Origin of the sequence: Hymenobacter wooponensis, from assembly GCF_004745865.1 — a bacterium.
GTDB classification, from domain to species: Bacteria; Bacteroidota; Bacteroidia; order Cytophagales; family Hymenobacteraceae; genus Hymenobacter; species Hymenobacter wooponensis.
This window is the reverse complement of record NZ_SRKZ01000008.1, coordinates 61509-80342: the sequence shown is the minus strand read 5'-3', so window position 1 is coordinate 80342 and position 18834 is coordinate 61509. Positions and strand designations below refer to the sequence as shown.

The window sequence follows — 18834 nt, the reverse complement described above, 5'->3', positions numbered from 1 at the left end:
TCATCGTTGTACCTGCGCAAGCCAGGCGGTGCCACGGTGGCCAGTTCCTGGAGCTGGGGTTCCTCTTGCTTCGCGCAGCGTGGCCTACTGCAGCTCGTCGGTCTTCGACCTACCTACGGCTTGGGGCAGGGGAGCAGCTGCATCACTGGCGATAGCGCTACGCTTAATCGAGGGTAATCACGGTCTTGCCCCTCACCTCACCGCGGCTGGTTTCGCGGTAGGCCTGCCTCACGCTGGCTAAGTTGTACACCTTCTCCACCGGGATCTGCAGCTGGTCTTGCGCCAAGGCAGCTAAGTCGGCTAGTCCCTGGGCCGTGGGCTTCAGGATCAGAATGCGGTGCTTTTGAGCCGAGAACAGGTTATGGAGAAAGGATGCGGCCAGGCTCCAAGGGGAGGGCAGGGTGCTGACGAACGTGGCGCGGGGCTTGAGCAGCTTTTTGGCGGCGGCAAAGGAAAGCTTGTCCGACAGGTCGATGATGGTATCAAAGCGTTGGGAAAGGCGGGTCAGATCCTGCTTAGTGTAGTCGAGCACCGTATCGGCGCCCCAGGAGGTGAGGGTTGCGCCTGCTGGGCCGGCTACCGCCGTAACGCTGGCCCCCCGCCGCTTGGCAATTTGCAGGGCCAGCATGCCCACCCCACCGGTAGCGCCGTTGAGCAACACCTCGTAGCCCGCCTGAACGGCAGCCAACTGGTCCAGGATCTGCAGCGCGGCCAATCCCGTTACCGGCAGCGCCGCCGCCTGCTCAAACGAGATAGTGCTCGGTTTCGGGGCAATATCCCCTTCAGTGGCCACTACGTAGTCGGCTAGGGCGCCCCCTTTGAACGTGTCCAGCAGGCCAAACACGGCATCGCCCACCTGGAAGCGCGTCACGCCGGGGCCCGTTTGGGCTACCACGCCCGAAAAATCGATGCCGACTGCTTTGGGGAATGCGGAGCCCGACAGTAGTTTCATCTCGCCCCGGTACAGCTTCCAATCCAGGGGGTTGATGGAAGCCGCCTTGACCCGAATCAGCAGTTGATTTTTTCCGATAGTAGGGGTGGGCTGCTCCCGCACCTCCAGGACCTGCTCGTCGCCGAAGCGGTCATACTGTATTTTTCGCATGATATGCTCGTTAGTGAACTCTACTCCGTGTAGGCTTCGGGCCGCGCACCAAGGCCGCCCCGACTGGGGCCCCGCGCGGTTACCGCCCCGTAGTACCGAGGCTCAGCTGCTCTGCCGGGCTGAGCCGGGGCTGAAAAGCAGGGCGGAGACGATAGGCGGCCGGGGGGGTAGCCTGCGCAGCAAAGGTGGCCGGCCGGCCGCTGGCCCACTAGCGCAGAATGGCGCAAAATCAGTCCAATCCGACGGGGGAGTCCTTCGCCGGATAAAGCTGATTTATTGTCCTTTTGGAATAGCCGGCTGCGGGCGGCCGCCGGACTTTTGCGTCACACTGTATCGAGTCACATGGAAACCTACAAACAGTCCCCCAGTACCCTAGCCCCTGAGCAGGGCCCCACGATTTCGGTGGGTGGCAGCACCTACCGCATCCTGGCCAGCGGAAACGACACGGCGGGCGCCTACGCCACTATCGACATGCTGGTTCCGCCCGGCGGCGGCCCGGGTCCGCATGCCCACCCCGACCTAGAAGAAACCTTCTACGTTGTGGAAGGCGAGGTGGAAGTGAAATCCGAGTTCGGCACTACCGTGGCTGCTGCGGGCGCATTTATCCGCATTCCGAAGGGTGGCGTGGTGCACGGCTTCAAGAACAAGACCGAGCAGCCGGCCCGGTTGCTGTGCACGGTGGTGCCGGCCGGCCTAGAAGCGTTCTTCCTGGAGATTGGCCAGCCGGTAGCTTTCGGCCAGTTTCTGCCCCCGCCGGTGCTCGACGAAACGGCCATTAAACGGGTGCAAGCCCTTGCGGAAAAGCACGGGCAACAGGTATTTCCACCGAACTATCTCGACTGAAGGCCCCCTACGACTGGGAATAGCGTTTGGGGTGGAGGCCGTAATGCTTTTCGAATAGCCGGCTGAAATGACTCAGATTGGAAAAGCCCAGCTCATAGCCCACCTCGGCCACCGAATGCCGGCCTTGTTTGAGCAGGAAGGCGGCTTCCTTCATGCGGACTTGCTGGTAATAGGTGTAAACGGTACTGCCAAAGGTTTGCTTGAAGAGTTGCTTGAGCTTGGTTTCGCTCATGGCAGCCTGCTGGGCCAGCTCCCGCAAGACGGGGGGCGTACCTAGGTCATCGAGCAGCTGATTGCGCACGAGCAGCAGCCGCTCCGCATCGGCGCTATTAATAGGCTGGTGCGGGGTGGACTCGCGCAGGAACAGCTTGCGGAAGAGCAGGTAAAGCAGCTCCTGCACCTTAATTTGGGTGTAGAAGCTGCCCAAGCTGTCGTGCAGGTTCACTTCCGTTATATTCCTAAGCAGCAGCTTGGCTTCCGCCGTCATCCCCTCAAAAAACAAAAAGGAGCTGCCCGCGGCCGTCAGCGTGTCCAGCACCGCATGGGGCTCCCTCACGGCCAACAGCGCCTTCAGCTGGGCTGCTTTTATGCCCACCACCACGTAATGGATGGCGTGGTGCGCCGGGAAGCGAATAACGGAGCTTAAATCATTGGACGTTAGCTGAATGGCGGAATCGTCGCGCTGAGAAAACCGAACCTGCCCGTGATTGGTGTAGGCAATATCGAGGGGCTGCTCGTTGTTGTAGAAGAAGATGGTTATTAGGTCGTTGTCCCCATCTACTGCCTGGCGCTTAAGGATGAGGTCTTCCTGGAGCACGTAGCGGTGGATAACCAGCTTGAAGTCGGGCCCGAACTGGAGCTTGCGCACGTAGCCCTGGCCCAAGTGCGCCGGAATGACTACCAGGTCGTGGGGGGCCGGCACCTGAAGCTGCTGCGCAAACTGCGTGAGGAAGTCGAATTCGGGCGTCGCAAAAAAACTGAACGTCATGCAGGGGAATAGGCTGAGTAAGTAGCAAGCAGGATTACCTAGGCCAGTCCCCGGCGTCGAGTTTCGTCATTTGCAGCAGGGGGTAATCAAGGAGAGGACCGGGGGATGAAAATAGGGGTTCCGCAGTAAAAAGCCTGATTACCGGCCTTCGGGATACTCGGGGCGCGATGCTCCGGCAACCCAAGCCGGTAGTGCAAAGCGCCGCAAGGCCCAGCTCACGCCCGATAACGGCTTTAAGGCCAACGCTCATGACTCGGCTGGATAGCTTGAGCATCTAGCTCCTCATTGCCGATCTACTGGAAAGGGTGCAATCCTAGCCTTGCAAGGCCCACTCTGGCGGCCGGGCTGGCCCAACCTACCACAGCACTGGCCTACATTTTTAAACGTTACCGCTTCTGCTAAAACTGGTTATTTACCCGGTGAACAAGGCCCTCTTTCCGACGAACCTAGTCGCGGCCCTTTTCAAGGGCGGTGGGCCGGCCCGGAGCCCTACCGATCAGATATCCTTTAGGTATGTTTTGCAGTAGTGGAGCTAGTTTATGCTGCTCTATTATGCCTCTACCTGCTACGCCTTCGCCTACTCTGACTACGGCAGCCATGCTGCGTTTGCTGCGTCAGGAACTCCTCCAGTTACCGGCGCACACTCCCTACTGGGAAGCTCGCCTACGGCGCCTGACCGATCAGCTAACCTTTGTCGTGCAGACCTGGTCCGGCATCCCGTGGCCTACCCACTCGCGGCAAGGGGATGAGGTGCCTTCCGCGGCCCACGTGCTAACTCTGCTCGCTCACCTACCGGCGGAGCCGGCCGCGCGGCAGCGTACCCTGCTGGTGCTGGTGCTGCTCCTGCTCTAGCGGCTCGCGGCCGGCTTGCTTGGGGCTACGTCCCGCGGGGTTGGTGGGCCGCCAAGCCCTGCCCGGCGGCGCTGACCCTTCCGGTTTAGGCACCTCGGACCGGGCTGCTGGGGGCAAAAACCCCGGTCAGGGCTTTTGCGCCGTACGCTGTTCTAGCATCTTTATGAAGTAGCCGCCAACCACGGAGCGCGCCTGGAAGCCGACTTGCCGGGCGTCGGTGGTTTCGTGCCAGTCAGTCAGCGGCACGCGGGTGGGGGAGTCGTTGGCAAACTGCCAAACGGGCCTGATCAACGCCTGAAAATCGGCGGGCTTGCTGGCCATGGTAGCCGTCCACATAATCCAGTCGGACTTGGTGTAGGTCTTGCGGCTGTCGAGGGGCAGGCCGTAGCGCCCCTGCCGGGTTAGGTAATAGGCTATTTCCTGCTGGGCAACTTCTGGCGGGAAGATGTTGAGGCCTAGCAGCTTGTCCCACACCAGATTATACTTTTGGCTCCACGAGCCCGGGGTTTTATCAAACGTTAGGGCGTAGTGGTCGCCCGTCGCGGACATGGCCATCCAGCGCTGGGCGTAGTCGCGGGCGAGGGCGGTGTACTCGTCCGCCGTTTTCTGGTCGCCCAGCTGCCGGGCCAGTTGCCCGTAGCAGGCAATCCCCATAATGGCCTTCACCGACAAGTTCACGTTGCGGGCCAGGTGCCCGGCAAAGTCATCGGTGCTGAGCTGGTTGGCGGGGTCAAAGCCGTCGCGCTTCAGGAAGCCCACCCACTTGGTGAGCACGGGCCAGTGCTGGCGCGCGAAGTCCGGCTTGCCATCCATCTTAACGGCGGCGGCCGTCAGGATGAGCATGTTGCCCGCTTCCTCCACCGGCATGTCCTCCCCGTACTTCTGGTCGTTGGCCAGGGGGTAGGTCCCCAAGTCGTGGGCCGGGAAGTCTTTTTTCCAGCGGCCGGATTCGCTGTAGTCGAAGATGAAGCGCAGCAGGCCCTTGGCGAGCTCGTTGTTGTAGAGCAAAAACAACGGGGCCGAGGGGTAGGTAACGTCGACCGTGCCAATAAAGCCCCCCGAGAAGTTTTCCTTGGAAAAGGTGAGCACCTCGCCCGTGGGTCCCGCCACTATCTTGTGGGCGGCAATGGTCTGGCGGTAGGCCAGCTGGCATAGGTCGGCGTACTCCTTGCCCCCGGCGGCCTGGGCATCGGCGTACAGTTGCCGGTCGAAAGCCGTGCTCTTCTGACGCAGGCGGCCGTAGTCGGCTTCGGCTGCCTGCAGCACCTGGGGCATGGTGGTGGCGGGGTCGCGCCGCCACCACCCGCGCAGGTTCCGGCCGAAGTACTGCACTGAATACACATCGTCGTAGCCGAGCAGCAGGTGGCGCTCCGTGGGGTTGGTTACCGCCCCTAGCTCCAGCACGGCGGCCAGGGCCACGCGCTGAGCCGGGCCGCGCCGCGGCCCGGGAGCGGCCGCCAGGGTGCCCGCTTTCGTGAAGGCGCTTCGCATTGCCTGGGGCTCACCCGTGGTCAGCTTCGCTGGGAAGGGGGCCGCCAGGTAGGCCTGCCCCCAGTCGATACGGGCGTTGTCGCCGGCCTGGCCGAGCACGGCCTGAGAGCTCGTGCCCACGGCCTGCCAGCCCAGGGGGCCGGCTTGGCCGGCTTGGGTGAGGACGGGCTGGTAGCCGGTGTTGGCGGCCAGGCGGCCACTCGCCGTTAGCAACACCTGCACCGGGTGCGCCCTGCCGTCGGTGGCGGCCGCGGTAAAGGTCAGGTAGCTCACGGGCCGGGCCACTGTTTCCAGCTCATCGAGCAGTAGGGGGGAGAGGAAGTTCACGGTCAGCTGCACCGGGCCAGCCAGAAACTGGTACGTGGTCTGCGTGGCCGTTACCGTTACGCTGGTTTGCCGGGCCCTCGCGGGGGCCGGCGGCGGGGGCAGGGCCTCGTACAGGCCCGCATCCAGAAACTCGGCGCCCACGTGGCTGTGGGCGTGCAGGGCCAGTACGTTTGCGCCCTGGCGCAGCGCCTGCCGGGCGGCGGCCGGCACGTCGAAGTACTCGTAGCGCCCATTGGCGCCGGGTTGGCTGGTGAGCAGCACGCCGTTTAAATACACTTCGGCTTCGTCGTCGTGCTGGAGCAACACCTTAAGTGGGCCGGGCGTGGTTGGGTCGGCCACCTGCACCGTGCGGCGCACCCAAATGTCGCCGCCCTCCCAGGTGGTACCGCGCAGGGTCTGGTTGTCGGTGAAGGGAGCCGGGCCCGTCCGCCAGCCCGTGGCGGGGAAGCCGGGTTTCTCCCAGCCCGCCGGCGGCGTGCTAAACGTGTACTGGGCCGCGTACGGCTGCTCCTGGGTGGTGGCAATGATGGCGCGGTACTGCGGAGCAGGCTGGCCGAGAAACTGGTAGACCTTGCCGTCCACGCGCACCAGGCCCTCCAGGCCCTGCTCTTCCCCCGACCAGTGGCGCGTGGGGGCGGCCGCGAGCGTGTCGCTGAAGGTCCACACGCTGAAGAACGGGTCGTGCGTGATCAGCGGGTAAGCCGGAGGCCGGAGCGCGGGGGCTGTTTGCGCCGCCAGGGGCGCGCGTAGCATCCCCAGCAGGGCCATGATCAGAAGGGAGTGCTTCATGGTAACTTCGGTGAGTATACGATCTAATAATGAGCAGAAAATCGTCCATTTCTCTGCCCGCGGCCCCGGGCTCGCGTTACTGCGTAGCGATTTCCAACCGGCCGCCCTCGCGGAACAGGGCGTGATCCACGAAGTAGCCCGAGTGAGCTTTCCCGTTCACTTTAATAGTTGTCATCGTGCGGCTGTTGCCCGCTTTTTTCACGGTAAATACCCGGCCATTATCCGCTTTCCAGCGAACCTCGTCGAAGAGGGGCACGCTCACCAGGTACTTGGCATCCGCGGCCGAATAGGGATATAGGCCAGTAGAGCTGAACACGTACCACGCCGACATCTCGCCCGCGTCGTCCATGCCGGAGTAGCCCAGGCCATCTTTGCCCATGCCGTAGAACTTGTCCATGATTTCATCGAGGCGGCGCTGCGACTTTTCGGGCTTCCCGATGAAGTAGTAGGAAAACGGCGTCTCGTGGTCGGGCTGGTTGCCGTGGCAATACTGACCAATAAAGCCCGATACGTTGCGGGCAATATGCTTAGGGTTCCAGGGCACGGTAAACAACGAGTCGAGCTTGGCCTCAAAGGCTTGGGGCCCGCCGTACAAGGCAATCAGGCCGGGCATGTCGTGGGGGGCAAAAAAGGATACCTGCCAGGCGTTGGCTTCCCGGTACATGTACTCGTAGTAAGGGTACTGCGGATCGAAAGGCTTCACCCAGGAGCCGTCGGCAAGGCGGCCGCGCATAAACTTGGTGGCGGGGTCGAACACGTTCCGGTAGTTTTTCGACCGCGCCATCATCACCCGATAAGTGGCAGTATCCTTGAGAATGTTGGCGAGCTGGGCCACGGCGTAGTCGTCGAAGGCGTACTCCAGGGTTTTGGACACCCCAGCTTTGTCCTTGGTTTCCACTTCCGGGTTCGACACTGGCGTGGTGGAAATGTATCCCTTCTGTAGGTACTCCGCAATGTGCGGACGGGCGCCGCCCTCCAGGTTGGCGTTGCGCAGCATCAGCCGGTACACATCCTGCACGTCGAAGTTGGTGATGCCCCGCTGGTAAGAGCCGGAAATCAACGCCGCAGCGTGGTCGCCGTGAAAGAAGGTGGGCAGGAAGCCGGTCTTGTGGCCGACGTCCTGCATGGACTTGATCACGTCGGTCGCCACCTGGGGCGTGAGCATCCCAATCAGCAGGTCTTTGTTGCGGTAGGTATCCCACAGGGAGGGCTCGGTGTAGTAGTTGAAATCGGCCTTCACCACGTCGCCCTTCACATCCCGAAACTCGCCGTTCAGGTCGCTGCGCAACGCCGGCCACAGGAATGAGCGGTACAGGCAGCTGTAGAACATCTGCTTCTGCTTAGGCGTCCCGCCCTTCACTTCCACCTTCGATAGTAGCTCCTCCCAGGTTTTCTCAGCTTGCCGGCGCACCTGCTCGAAAGAGCGGCGGCCAATTTCCTGCTCCAGGTTCTGCCGGGCGTTCTGCACGCTCACAAATGATATTCCGATCCGGAGCTCCACGGGCTTGCTGCCGCCGGGCAGGTGCACCACCGCCAGGCCATCCTTGGTGCCCTGGCCTTGCACTTCCACGTCGCGCAGGTTTTCACTTAGCTCTCCGTAGAAGAACACGGTTTGGCGGCCAGTTTCCTGAAATCCCTGGACGGCCGCCGCCCCCGCTTTTTCGATGCTCCAGTTAGTTACTCGTTCGTTGGACTGGGCCAGTTTGAATACGATGCTGCGGTTATCGGGCTGGCGGTAGCGGTAGCGGTGAAATCCGCAGCGCAGGGTGGAGGTCAGCTCTACCTGCACGCCGTAATCCTGCAGGGTAACTCCGTAGAAGCCCGGCGAGGCCTTCTCCGTGGATTTAGCGAAGCGGGAAAAATAGCTATCGGGGGTAGCAGCTCTGGAAACCGGCAAAACCGGGAGGTGACACAGGTTCCAATGGCCCTTGTTGGTATGGGCGAAGGCGTAAATCACGGAGTCCTCGTAATCGTAGCCGGCCCCCGTGTGAAACTCCGTGATGGGACTTAGCTGCACCATGGCGTTGGGCAAGGAGCTGCCCGGAAAGACCAGCCCCGCCCACACGCCCCGCCACCCCTCGGGGGGCGCGTAGCCGATGGTTTTCGGATCAGTTAGCGGGGCCGTGCCCATAAACGGGTTGGCGTATTGCAGGGGGCTGCCCGAGGCGGAGTTGCTTTTTGCCCGGTCGTGGCCGCTGGGCGACGTGGTGTTGACGCAGGAGAAGGCGCACCCGGTCAGTAGCAACATCAAATAGCGCTGGGGTTTTATCATCAGATCGAAGTACGGATGGGGTAGGGGCCAGACCCAGAGTAAGGCGGAAGGTTGTAACGGGAGTCCGGGCGAGTAAGCCCAGCGCGCAGGTTGACGTTATCGTCTGACTTTACGACGGAAACTGGCTAGGCTCATTTAAGCTCAGCGGGTAACTGTCAACTCCATTTAATAGATGGATCAAGGGAGGCAGCAAAGTCTAATAGAGTACTCCCGGCGTCTTGGTCAGTTGGGGTAATCAGTCTTCGCTGGTGCTATTCATTTCTTCACGAAGCGCTGCGACAAGCGTTGCTGGCCGCTCGACCAGCAAACGATGTACACCCCGGGGGCCAGGGCCGAGACATCCAGCGAAGTGCCATATACGGGGGCGGTAAGCACAATTTGGCCCAACGAATTGCAGACCGTGACTTGGCCACCGGCGAGTTTATGGCTGGCCTGGAGGCTCAGCTGGTTCCCCACCGGATTAGGAAATACCGCCAGCTCGGAGGACTTCGCGGCACTGGGGTTCTTGGTAGCCAGCGGAGTGTTCGTGACGTGAGCTACCCGCAGAATGGCGGCCGCCGCGCAGGCCTGGCCCATCATCTGAATTGAGGCCGGAAACAGGTAGCGGCGGTCAAGGTTCCAGGTGCCATCGGCGTCGTTGTAGGAGCCGGGGTAGTAGCCCAGCTGGTCGCGCCCATAGTCAATGAGGTAGTCTACCATGTTGCGCGCCGCCATAAGCCACTTGGGGTTACGGTCTACTTCGTAGAAGTCCACCAGCATTTCTACCATGTCGCTTCCGCCCCAGAAGGAAATTTCCCTCACGCCTTTACCGGGCGTGTACCACTGCTTCAGGCAGGCATCCGCCATTACCGTGGCATCGTCGAGGTAGCGACTGTCGCCGGTAAGCTGGTGGAGCTTAAGGGCCAGCTGAATATTGGGTGTAGTCTGGTAGGCCCGGTAGCCCGCCCCATTCTCCCCGTGCCCGGTCAGGCTCCAGCCGTTGTTGCTGTAGAAGGAAAACTGGTTGAGCAGGTTGGTGTTCCCGTCGCGCAGCTTCCAGCTTACGTTATTAATTTTTTCGTAGTACTGCTTGGCAATGTCCAGGTACTGCGGGTCGGGGCTGTTTTTGGCGATTAAAGCGCAGTGGAGGGCCGGCAGGATGGTGGCCTGGGAGTAGAACTTACCCCACCCCAACTCCGATTCCTTTTGCGGAACTCCCCAGTTCGCATCGCGCGCATTCAGGCAGTAGTTGAGGCCAATCAAGGACCGCTCGTACAGGCCGGTTTCCGCGGGCAGCACCTGCTGGTAGGCGTCCATCAGGGCCAGTCCCACAATGGCGTTATCATCGTAGAGCGGGTCGGCGCCGGGCACAATGTCGGAGGCGTACTTGCCATTCTGCCGGTACTGGTCGAGGGCGTACGCGTAGGACTTGAGCCGCGCGGTGTACTTGGCCGGGTTGGCGAGGGCTCCGTAGCGCAAGGCCCGCAGCATATGAGAGGCCGGCCAGACGTAGCTCGCGCCGCCACGCTCCACAATAATGTTTTCATTGCCATCAACCTGCTCCACGTACAGCTGCTTGCTGGCATTGTAAAACTTGGTGTTGAGCTTATCAAGAATAGCCTCGCCGGCCACCTGGTATTTGTTCTGGCCGAACGTGGTCGAGACAGTCAGCAGACAGCTGGCCACTAGCAGCGCAATCCGCCGCTTACCGAAAAAGGTGGTCGAGTAGCACTTCATATAAGTGGTGAGTAGGAAAGGGTGGGAGATGAAAGCAGGGTAGCTAGGCCACAGCCAGCAACTGATAACCGGTACCAGGCAGGCAGTGAGAGGACTCTTTCTGCGTATTCCGTGCGCCCAACGTGGGCAAGTAATGAGGTACTGTAGAGCGGTAGGACTTAATGGTGTAAGGCCGCGTTGTGACAGCCTTTCGCCAGCAGTGGCCTAGGGGTGAGCAGTTGCTAGTAATAGTTGCTAGCAGCTACACATCAGGAATAGAGCAGTCATGGCGACCGTATAGAGACAAGGAGTAAGCAGCTTTGCCTCATTCAATGAGTAAAACTTACCCCTAATAGGGAGTGCTATTGAGGCAAATAAAACTATTTATTTTTCGTTTTGCTATGAAACGAACATTTTTATTGTCAATATTGGCCATGTCAAGCCCGCGGCATTGCTTCTAATAGGCCTACGCCCCGAGCGGTATAGGCAAGCGCACCCGCAGCTGATCCGCTACTCTTCAAGCCAGAGCTTCCGCACAATTACCTAGGGCGGACCGCCAGTTTCTCTTTAACTCCTTCCAACTACCCGCTCTATGCGCTCCTCCAACTATGACAAGTTTCCCTTCGTGCCGGTAGCGGATACGGCGGAGGCTTGCCAAATCGGGTGGCTCGCCATTACCGAAGCCCTGCGCCTGGCGCTAGCGGCCGCGCCTTCAACTCCCGGCCAACCCCAGGTTCTTGCCGTAGAATGCTACCCCGGTACCGATCTGGAGGCGCTGCAGCAGCACTTACATCCGGCCTTGCAGCCCACCCAGTGGCTGGTAGCCGACGACTACTACCGCCGTCCCGCCGAAATTGACCTGCTGGTAGCCGGCCCGCTCACCAACGACCCCGTTTTCGGCCGGCTCAACGGGCTGACGATAGCCGACTTCTTCGACCCTGAGCGGCTAAGCCAGGCGCAGGCAGCCCTAGCATTGGCGGCCGGCCAACTAGTAGTGATAGTGGGTACCGGGGCTACGCTGGTGTGCCCAACCCCCGCCCTGGTAGTATATGCCGACCTGGCCCGCTGGGAAATTCAACTTCGGCAGCGACGGGGTGAAATTGCCAACCTGGGCACGAACAACTTCACCGAGAAAGCTAGCCTGAAGTACAAGCGCGCCTTCTTCGTGGATTGGCGGGCAGCCGACCGGTTGAAGAAGCAGGTGCTGCCCCAGGCCGATTTTCTGCTGGATACCAACGACCCGGCCGCTCCCAAACTCATCACTGGCCCCGACTTGCGGGCCGGGCTGGCGGCAGCAGTGCGGCGCCCATTCCGGGTGGTGCCGTTCTTCGACCCCGGCCCCTGGGGCGGGCAGTGGCTGCGCGAGGTCTGTGACCTGCCCGACGGCCCAGCCAACTACGCCTGGGGCTTCGACTGCGTGCCCGAGGAAAACTCGCTGCTGCTGGGCTTCGGCGAGGCCCGCGTAGAAATTCCGAGCCTTAACCTCGTCTATGCGCACCCGCGGGAGCTGCTGGGAGAGGCCGTGCACGGGCGCTTCGGCACGGAGTTTCCCATCCGTTTCGACTTTCTCGACACCATGGGGGGCGGCAACCTCTCGCTGCAGGTGCACCCCCTCACGGAATACGCCCAGGACCAGTTTGGCCTGGCCTACACCCAGGACGAAAGCTACTATATGCTCGCGGCCGAACCGGACGCGGTAGTGTACCTGGGCCTGAAGGAAAGCGCGGATGTCCCGGCCATGGTGGCTGACCTGCAGCGGGCTCAGAAAGATGATACGGCTCCGTTCCCGGCGGCCAAATACATCAACGAGTTTCCGGCCCGCCAGCACGACCACTTCCTGATTCCGGCGGGCACCATTCACTGCTCGGGAGCCAATTCCATGGTGCTGGAAATTTCGGCGACGCCTTACATTTTCACCTTTAAACTGTGGGATTGGGAGCGCCTAGGCCTAGATGGCCGGCCCCGGCCCATTCACCTCGCCCACGGGGCCGCCAACATTGCCGCCGACCGCACCACGGCCTGGGTAGCCCAGCACCTGGTCAACCACGTGGAGCCCGTAGCCTGCGGCCCCGACTGGCGCGAGGAGCGCACCGGCCTGCACGAGCGGGAGTTCATCGAGACCCGCCGCCACTGGTTTACGGGCGTGGTGCCGCATGACACCCAGGGCGGGGTACAGGTACTCAACCTGGTGCAGGGGGAAGAAGCCCTCGTCGAAAGCCCCAGCCAGGCCTTTGAGCCCTTCCTGGTTCACTACGCGGAAACGTTTATTGTGCCCGCCGCTGTGGGCGCCTACACCATTCGCCCCCACGGCCGGGCGTTTGGTACGGAATGCGCCACGCTGAAAGCCTACGTGCGAACCCGGCCGTAGCGTAGTCCGCCTACCTGCTGGCCGCTACCTTCACTGGCAAATCGTCACTTAAACCTGATTCACGAGAATGTCCGATATACTGACTCCCGACAATGCGGCCGCCGCCCGCGCCCAAGTCATTGTTGAAAAGCTGCTGCACACCGGCACGGTAGCCGTGGAGGAGCTGGCCACCCTGTTTGGCGTTTCGGTGGTTACCGTGCGCCGCGACCTGATGGAGCTGGAGCAGCAAGGCCGGCTCCGGCGCACGCACGGCGGCGCCGTGCCCCGCGAGCCCCTGCTCTACGAGCCCTTCCGCTATAACTCCAGCTTCCACGATCAGATTGACCGCAATCTGGCGGAGAAGCGCCGCATTGGCTTGGCCGCCGCCGCCCTCATTCAGCCCGGCGAGATTATTTCCCTTACGGCCGGCACCACCACCACCCAGGTCACGCGCAGCCTCCGCTCCGACGCCAACGTGACGGTCGTCACCAACACCGTCAACGTGGCCATGGAGCTCAGCCACCGCCAGGATGTGCGCGTGTTTGTAACCGGTGGCTTCCTGACGGGCGGCTGGTTCTCGCTGGTGGGGCCCGCCACCACCCAGGCGCTTAGCCAGTTCTTTGTGGATAAGGTCTTTATCGGCGTGAATGGCATTGATGCGGAGAAGGGTCTGACCTCCCTCCACCCCGAGGAGGCCGCCGTGATTCAGGTCATGCTGCGCCAGGCCAAGCGCCGCATCGTAGTCGCCGACCACACCAAGCTCGGCACAGTGGCCACGTCGCTGATCTGTCCGGTTGCCGATGTGCATCAGCTCATCACCGATACGGGCGCCACGGAAGAGCAAGTAGCTCCCTTCCGTCAGCGGGGAATTGAAGTGTTGCTGGTCTGACCCCTACCGCGGAGTGGTTCCCTAAGAGAGGGTGGCCTAGAACCAGCTAGCCGCCTAAGGAAGGTGGTCCCTAGAAAAGTTCAGGCTGGCTAGCGTGCCCCGCGTTGCATTGATTATTAACTCCTTACTGCGTATTGTCATGCCTACTCAAGCGTCCCCCGGACCCATCCTGCACGAATCGGCGGCTAGGCCACCTTCCCCGGCCGCGGGCCCGGCTGGTACTCCTGGCTACGTGTACCTGATGGCGACGGTAGCGGCGCTGGGAGGACTGCTCTTCGGTTTCGACACGGCCATCATCAACGGAGCCCTGGTCTTTTTGAAAAAGGACTTCGGCCTGACCGACCCGCAAACCGAGCTGGCCGCTAGCAGCATCCTGTTTGGGGCGGTAGTGGGGGCGGCCGTGGCGGGCTGGCTCACCGACCGCTATGGCCGCCGCCGCCTGCTGTTTGGGGCCGCCCTGCTGTTTACGCTTTCGGCCCTAGCGGCGGCGGTGCCCCGCACCCTTACCGAGTTCGTGGTGGCCCGGCTAGCGGGTGGCCTGGCCATTGGGCTGGCTTCGCTGCTGGTGCCGCTGTACATCGCCGAAATTGCTCCGGCCCGCATTCGGGGGCAGCTGGTGACGCTCAATCAGCTGGCCATTGTGACGGGCATTCTACTGGCCTACGTGGCCAGCTACTACTTGTCGGGGCTGGGGTTAGCCTCCTGGCGCTGGATGTTTGCTACGGCGGCGTTGCCCTCGCTGCTCTTCATGGTTACGCTGCTGCTGGTGCCCGAAAGTCCGCGCTGGCTGCTGGGCCAGGGGCGCGAAGCGGAAGCCATGGGTACGCTCATCCGCCTCAACGGCCCGGCGGCTGCCGCCACGGAGGCCGCCGAAATACAAGCCGCGCTGGCCGCCGAGCGGGGCGAAGAAGCCAACCTGTACCAGCCCCGCCTGCGCCAGCCCCTGCGCATCGCGGTGGTGCTGGCCGTGCTGCAGCAAATCACGGGCATCAATACCATTCTGTACTACGGCTCCATCATTTTCACCGAGCACAGCGGGCAGAGCGCCGCGTCGGCCATCGGGGCCAACGCCCTCATTGGGGGCATCAACTTTGCCGGTACCATTGTCGCGCTGTTCGTTATCGATAGGGTAGGGCGTAAGCCGCTGCTGCTCACGGCTTCGGGGGGCATGACCCTGGCGCTGGGGGCGCTGGTAGTGGCCATGCACCTGGGCGCGCCGGGGCCGTGGTTGCTGGGCCTGATTATGCTGTACGTAGCCTGCTTTGCCGTGGGGCTGGGGCCGGGCGTGTGGGTGGTCATCACCGAAATATTTCCCAACGCCGTGCGGGGCCGGGGAGCCTCGCTGGCAACGGTGGCCCTGTGGATTGCCTGCACCGTGGTTTCGTTTACGTTCCTGTCGCTGGTCAAAGCCGCCGGGCTGGCCGGGGCCTTTGGGCTCTACGCCGGGCTCTCAGCCCTCACGTTCCTGTTCGTGTGGCGGGCCGTGCCCGAGACCAAAGGCCGGACTCTGGAAGAAATTGAACGCGGGTGGCAGGCATAAATCAGAAATGATTTTTATGCAGTTATTTGATAATCAGAACTTTATGGTTAATTAGTGGAAAATATTTGCCATAAATCGCTTGCGCCAGCTGGTTAGCTTAAACGATTTAGCTATACTTACTGACTTTTATACCTGTACCTCTATTATTCCAGTGGGCGACAACCAGGTAATGAGGCAGTGCTTAAGCGCTGTATCGGCCGGGAGTTACGCAACTGTAGCCTTGCCCAAATAGGCTCGGGCCAGTAAGAAGGCCGGCTTATTTAACGCCATTAGTCCCGCGGCTCCCAGCCCTCTGGCTCAGCAGGGCCCGGTCCGCTCAGCTGCTGCTTTTATCCGATTACCGGGCATCCTGCCCCCGAATAGCTTCCCACTGCTCTTGGTCTGCTCACGGCAGCAACCCGTGGCCGCCCGGAGACGCGCCCCCATTGCCTGCGTTCCTAGCCGGTATGGCCCGGCCGATACGTGGTTCCTTCTGCTCTGTATCCTCCATTTTTCCCACCCATCACATGGCAAACTTTACTCGCTACGTGCGTTTGGCAGTACTGCTGAGCGCCGTACCTAGTGGCGCCAGCCGGGCCCAGGGGGCTTGGGCTCTCGCTTTTCACAGCTCCCCGGCCGCGGGCCCCGCCCCAACCCTTCCCCCTCTCCCAGCCGCGGCGGCCCCGGCCGACGTGACCGTGGCGGGTCGCGTAACGGATGCCAAGGGAGTGGGGCTACCCGGGGTAACCATCGTAGTGAAAGGCACGACCCAGGGTGCCAGCACCAACTCCGAGGGCTACTTCACCCTGCAAGCGCCGGAAAACAGCGTGCTGGTGTTTAGCTTCGTGGGCTTCAGCCGCCAGGAGGTGCCGGTAACCGGCGCTACCAGCCAGCTCACGGTAACCCTCACCGACGACACCCAGGCCCTGCAGGAAGTGGTGGTGGTGGGCTACGGCACCCAGCAGCGGGCCAATGTAACCGGGGCCCTTAACACGGTAACCGGGGCCACGCTGGAGAACCGCCCGGTAACCACGGTGGCCCAGGCCCTGCAGGGCTCCTCGCCCAACTTAACTATTCAGCAGAATAGTGCGGAGCCGGGGGCCGGCCTCAACATCAACATTCGGGGGGTGGGTACCCTGGGCAACGCCTCCCCACTCATTATTGTGGATGGCATCCCGGGCTCGCTCAACGCGCTCAACCCCAACGACATTGAGAGTATCACGGTGCTGAAGGATGCCGCTTCGGCCGCCATCTACGGCTCCCGGGCGGCCAATGGGGTGCTGCTGGTAACCACCAAGCAGGGCGTGCTCAACCAGAAGCCGGTTATCAGCTACAACACGGTTGTGGGCCTGCAGGCCCCGAATTTCCAGCGCCAGCCCGTCACGGGCCTGGAGTTCATGCAGCTGAAAAACGAGGCCCTGGTCAACTCCGGGCAGGCCCCGCAGTTCTCCCCCCAGCAGATGCGCGAGTTTGCCGAGCACGGCGACTACGAGTGGCACCTCAACCGGGTGCTCAAGAAGCAGGCCTTCCAGCAAAACCACAACTTGAGCGTCAGCGGCAGCTCGGGCAAAACGCGCTACTTGCTTTCCCTAGGCTATGTTGATCAGAACAGCTTGTTCTACGGCGACTACGGGTTTAAGCGCCTAAACAGCCGCCTGAACCTAACCACCCAGGTAACGGACCGCCTCAAGGTGGGAGCCATCTTCTCCTACGCCCACGTGGGCACCCGCGAGCACGCCTTCGACTCGCAGTGGATTATCAGCGACGCGGCCCGCATCCCGGTTATCTATCCCGTGCAGGATGAGCAGGGCAACTACGTAACGCCGGCCACCTCCACTAGCAACTCGGCCAACCGCCTCCGCAACGGGGGCCTGCGCACCAACTCCAACGACAACGGCTACGCCAACCTCAACGCCGAGCTGGAGCTGGTGAAGGGCCTGAAGCTGCGCGGCGTGGTCGGGGGGGACCTGTGGAACTACCAGCTCGATGAATTCACCCGCAGCCTGCAGTACGTGACCTTGGACGGCTCGCCCACGGCCGGCGGCGACGGCAACAACTCGGTGCAGAAGCGCAGCCAGCGCACGCTGCTGACCAACTACCAGGCCGTGCTCAACTACGACCGCACGTTTGCCCAAAAGCACGGCGTGCAGGCCCTGGTGGGCTACTCCACCGAGCATTTCACCGACGACCGGCAGGGGGTGCGCGTCATCAACGTGCCCGGCAACGATTTCGGGGTAGTGAACAACGGCACAACTTACGCCGGCGTTTACGACCCCAGCGGCGGCTACCACGCCAACGGCACCTACGGCAACCAGGAGCAGTGGGCCCTTAACTCGGTGTTCGGGCGTCTGAACTACGCCTTTGCCGGCAAGTACCTGGTGGAAGGCAGCTTCCGCTACGACGGCTCGTCGCGCTTTGCCAGCAACAAGCGCTGGGGCTTCTTCCCGTCGGTATCCGTCGGCTGGCGCCCCCTGGAAGAGCCGTTCCTGGGCTTCCTGCAGCCCACGTTCAGCGACCTGAAGGTGCGTGGCTCCCTGGGCCAGCTGGGTAACCAGAACATTGGCCTCTACCGCTACCTGAGCACCGTCAGCCTGGCGCCGGGTACCTACTCCTTCGGCGGCACGCCGGTATCGGGGTCCTACTTCAGCACCTCCAACGCCGATATTACCTGGGAAACGGCCACGATGGGCAACGTCGGCCTAGATCTGAGCTTCTTCCAGAACGCGCTGTCGTTCAGCGTCGACTACTTCGACAAGCGCACCAGCGACATTCTCATCGACCTGCCCGTGGCCGCCACCTTCGGAGCCGGCGCACCCACGCAGAACGCGGCCAAAGTGCGCAACCAGGGCTGGGAGGTAACCGCCACCTACCGGCGGCGCTCGGCGGGGGGCTTCAACCAGAGCCTGAGCCTGAATGCGGCCGACAGCCGGAACACCGTGACTGATACCAAAGGCGTGGAAACCATCCGGGGCGGCGACGCCACGAACATCATCCGCGAAGGGTTTCCCATTAACTCCTACTACGGCTACCGCTCGGCCGGCTTGTACCAGACGCTGGAGGAAGTCAACGCCGGTCCCAAACCCTCGTTTGTGGCTCCTGGCACGGTGCGCCCCGGCGACATCCGCTACGTGGACCGCAACGGCGACGGGATCATCAACCAGGATGACCGCTTTATTCTGGCCAACCCATTTCCGCGCTACACCTTCGGGGCCACCTACGCCGCCGATTACAAGGGCTTCGACCTGCTGGTATTCGTGCAGGGCGTGGGCAAGCGTAGCCTCTACATTCGGGGCGAAGGGGTGGAGGCCTTCCACAACAACTGGGAAAACGTGTACCAGCAGCACCTCGACCGCTGGACGCCTACTAACCCCGATGCGAGCTACCCCCGCCTGACTATCGGCACGGCCTCGACCAACAACAATCAGGGGTCAGACTACTGGCTGCAGAATGGGGCCTACGCCCGCCTCAAGAACGTGCAGCTGGGCTACACCCTGCCCGCTACGCTCACGAAGAAGGCCTTCGTCCAGCGCTTAAGAATTTTTGCTTCGGGCCAGGACCTGTTCACCATCAGTCACTTAAAGAAAATCGGGTTTGACCCGGAAATTTCCGAGTTCAGCGAGAGTGTGGGCACCGGGGGAGGACGGGGCAGCAGTGGTCGGGTGTATCCGGCCGTGCGAGTCATGACGCTAGGCCTCGATATTTCTCTCTAACGTCCATTCC

11 protein-coding genes are annotated in these 18834 nt (G+C 62.0%); 6 read left to right on the top strand and 5 right to left on the bottom strand.

Annotated elements, in window-relative coordinates:
- Positions 1-163 precede the first annotated feature (163 nt).
- The gene (locus EU557_RS22730; RefSeq protein WP_135532781.1) at positions 164-1102 is read right to left on the bottom strand and encodes an NAD(P)-dependent alcohol dehydrogenase; all 939 of its coding nucleotides are present in this window, start codon (positions 1100-1102) and stop codon (positions 164-166) included.
- 342 nt (positions 1103-1444) lie between these two features.
- Here EU557_RS22730 and EU557_RS22725 point away from each other — a divergent pair, with 342 nt between their 5' ends.
- On the top strand, positions 1445-1945 hold the full coding sequence (locus EU557_RS22725; RefSeq protein ID WP_135532780.1) for a cupin domain-containing protein: 501 nt from the start codon (positions 1445-1447) through the stop codon (positions 1943-1945).
- Positions 1946-1952: 7 nt separating this feature from the next.
- Here EU557_RS22725 and EU557_RS22720 read toward each other — a convergent pair whose 3' ends face one another.
- Complete coding sequence (locus EU557_RS22720) at positions 1953-2933, bottom strand: helix-turn-helix transcriptional regulator (protein ID WP_135532779.1); 981 nt, start codon at positions 2931-2933, stop codon at positions 1953-1955.
- Between the two features lie 552 nt (positions 2934-3485).
- Here EU557_RS22720 and EU557_RS22715 point away from each other — a divergent pair.
- Positions 3486-3785 carry a hypothetical protein gene (locus EU557_RS22715; protein WP_135532778.1) on the top strand — a complete coding sequence of 100 codons (300 nt, stop codon included), beginning with the start codon at positions 3486-3488 and terminating at the stop codon, positions 3783-3785.
- Between the two features lie 126 nt (positions 3786-3911).
- Here EU557_RS22715 and EU557_RS22710 read toward each other — a convergent pair whose 3' ends face one another.
- The 3 genes from EU557_RS22710 to EU557_RS22700 all read right to left on the bottom strand — a co-directional run bounded on the left by EU557_RS22710 (position 3912) and on the right by EU557_RS22700 (position 10380).
- Positions 3912-6371 carry a glutaminase family protein gene (locus EU557_RS22710; RefSeq protein WP_425351975.1) on the bottom strand — a complete coding sequence of 820 codons (2460 nt, stop codon included), beginning with the start codon at positions 6369-6371 and terminating at the stop codon, positions 3912-3914.
- Positions 6372-6468: 97 nt separating this feature from the next.
- A complete protein-coding gene (locus EU557_RS22705) occupies positions 6469-8664 on the bottom strand; it encodes a GH92 family glycosyl hydrolase (RefSeq protein ID WP_245326366.1) in 2196 nt (731 codons plus the stop codon).
- A 255-nt stretch (positions 8665-8919) separates the two neighbouring features.
- Positions 8920-10380, bottom strand: coding sequence for a T9SS type A sorting domain-containing protein (locus EU557_RS22700; RefSeq protein WP_135532776.1), 1461 nt, complete (start codon positions 10378-10380; stop codon positions 8920-8922).
- 571 nt (positions 10381-10951) lie between these two features.
- On the opposite strand from EU557_RS22700, the gene EU557_RS22695 reads away from it, so the two are divergent.
- The 4 genes from EU557_RS22695 to EU557_RS22680 all read left to right on the top strand — a co-directional run bounded on the left by EU557_RS22695 (position 10952) and on the right by EU557_RS22680 (position 18824).
- Positions 10952-12727: a class I mannose-6-phosphate isomerase gene (locus tag EU557_RS22695; protein ID WP_135532775.1), complete on the top strand. Its 1776-nt coding sequence runs from the start codon at positions 10952-10954 to the stop codon at positions 12725-12727.
- Between the two features lie 67 nt (positions 12728-12794).
- The gene (locus EU557_RS22690; RefSeq protein ID WP_135532774.1) at positions 12795-13595 is read left to right on the top strand and encodes a DeoR/GlpR family DNA-binding transcription regulator; all 801 of its coding nucleotides are present in this window, start codon (positions 12795-12797) and stop codon (positions 13593-13595) included.
- Positions 13596-13734: 139 nt separating this feature from the next.
- Positions 13735-15135 (top strand): sugar porter family MFS transporter, encoded by a 1401-nt coding sequence (locus tag EU557_RS22685; protein ID WP_135532773.1) that lies wholly within the window; start codon positions 13735-13737, stop codon positions 15133-15135.
- A gap of 506 nt (positions 15136-15641) precedes the next feature.
- Complete coding sequence (locus tag EU557_RS22680) at positions 15642-18824, top strand: SusC/RagA family TonB-linked outer membrane protein (RefSeq protein WP_135532772.1); 3183 nt, start codon at positions 15642-15644, stop codon at positions 18822-18824.
- The last annotated feature ends 10 nt before the right edge of the window (positions 18825-18834 follow it).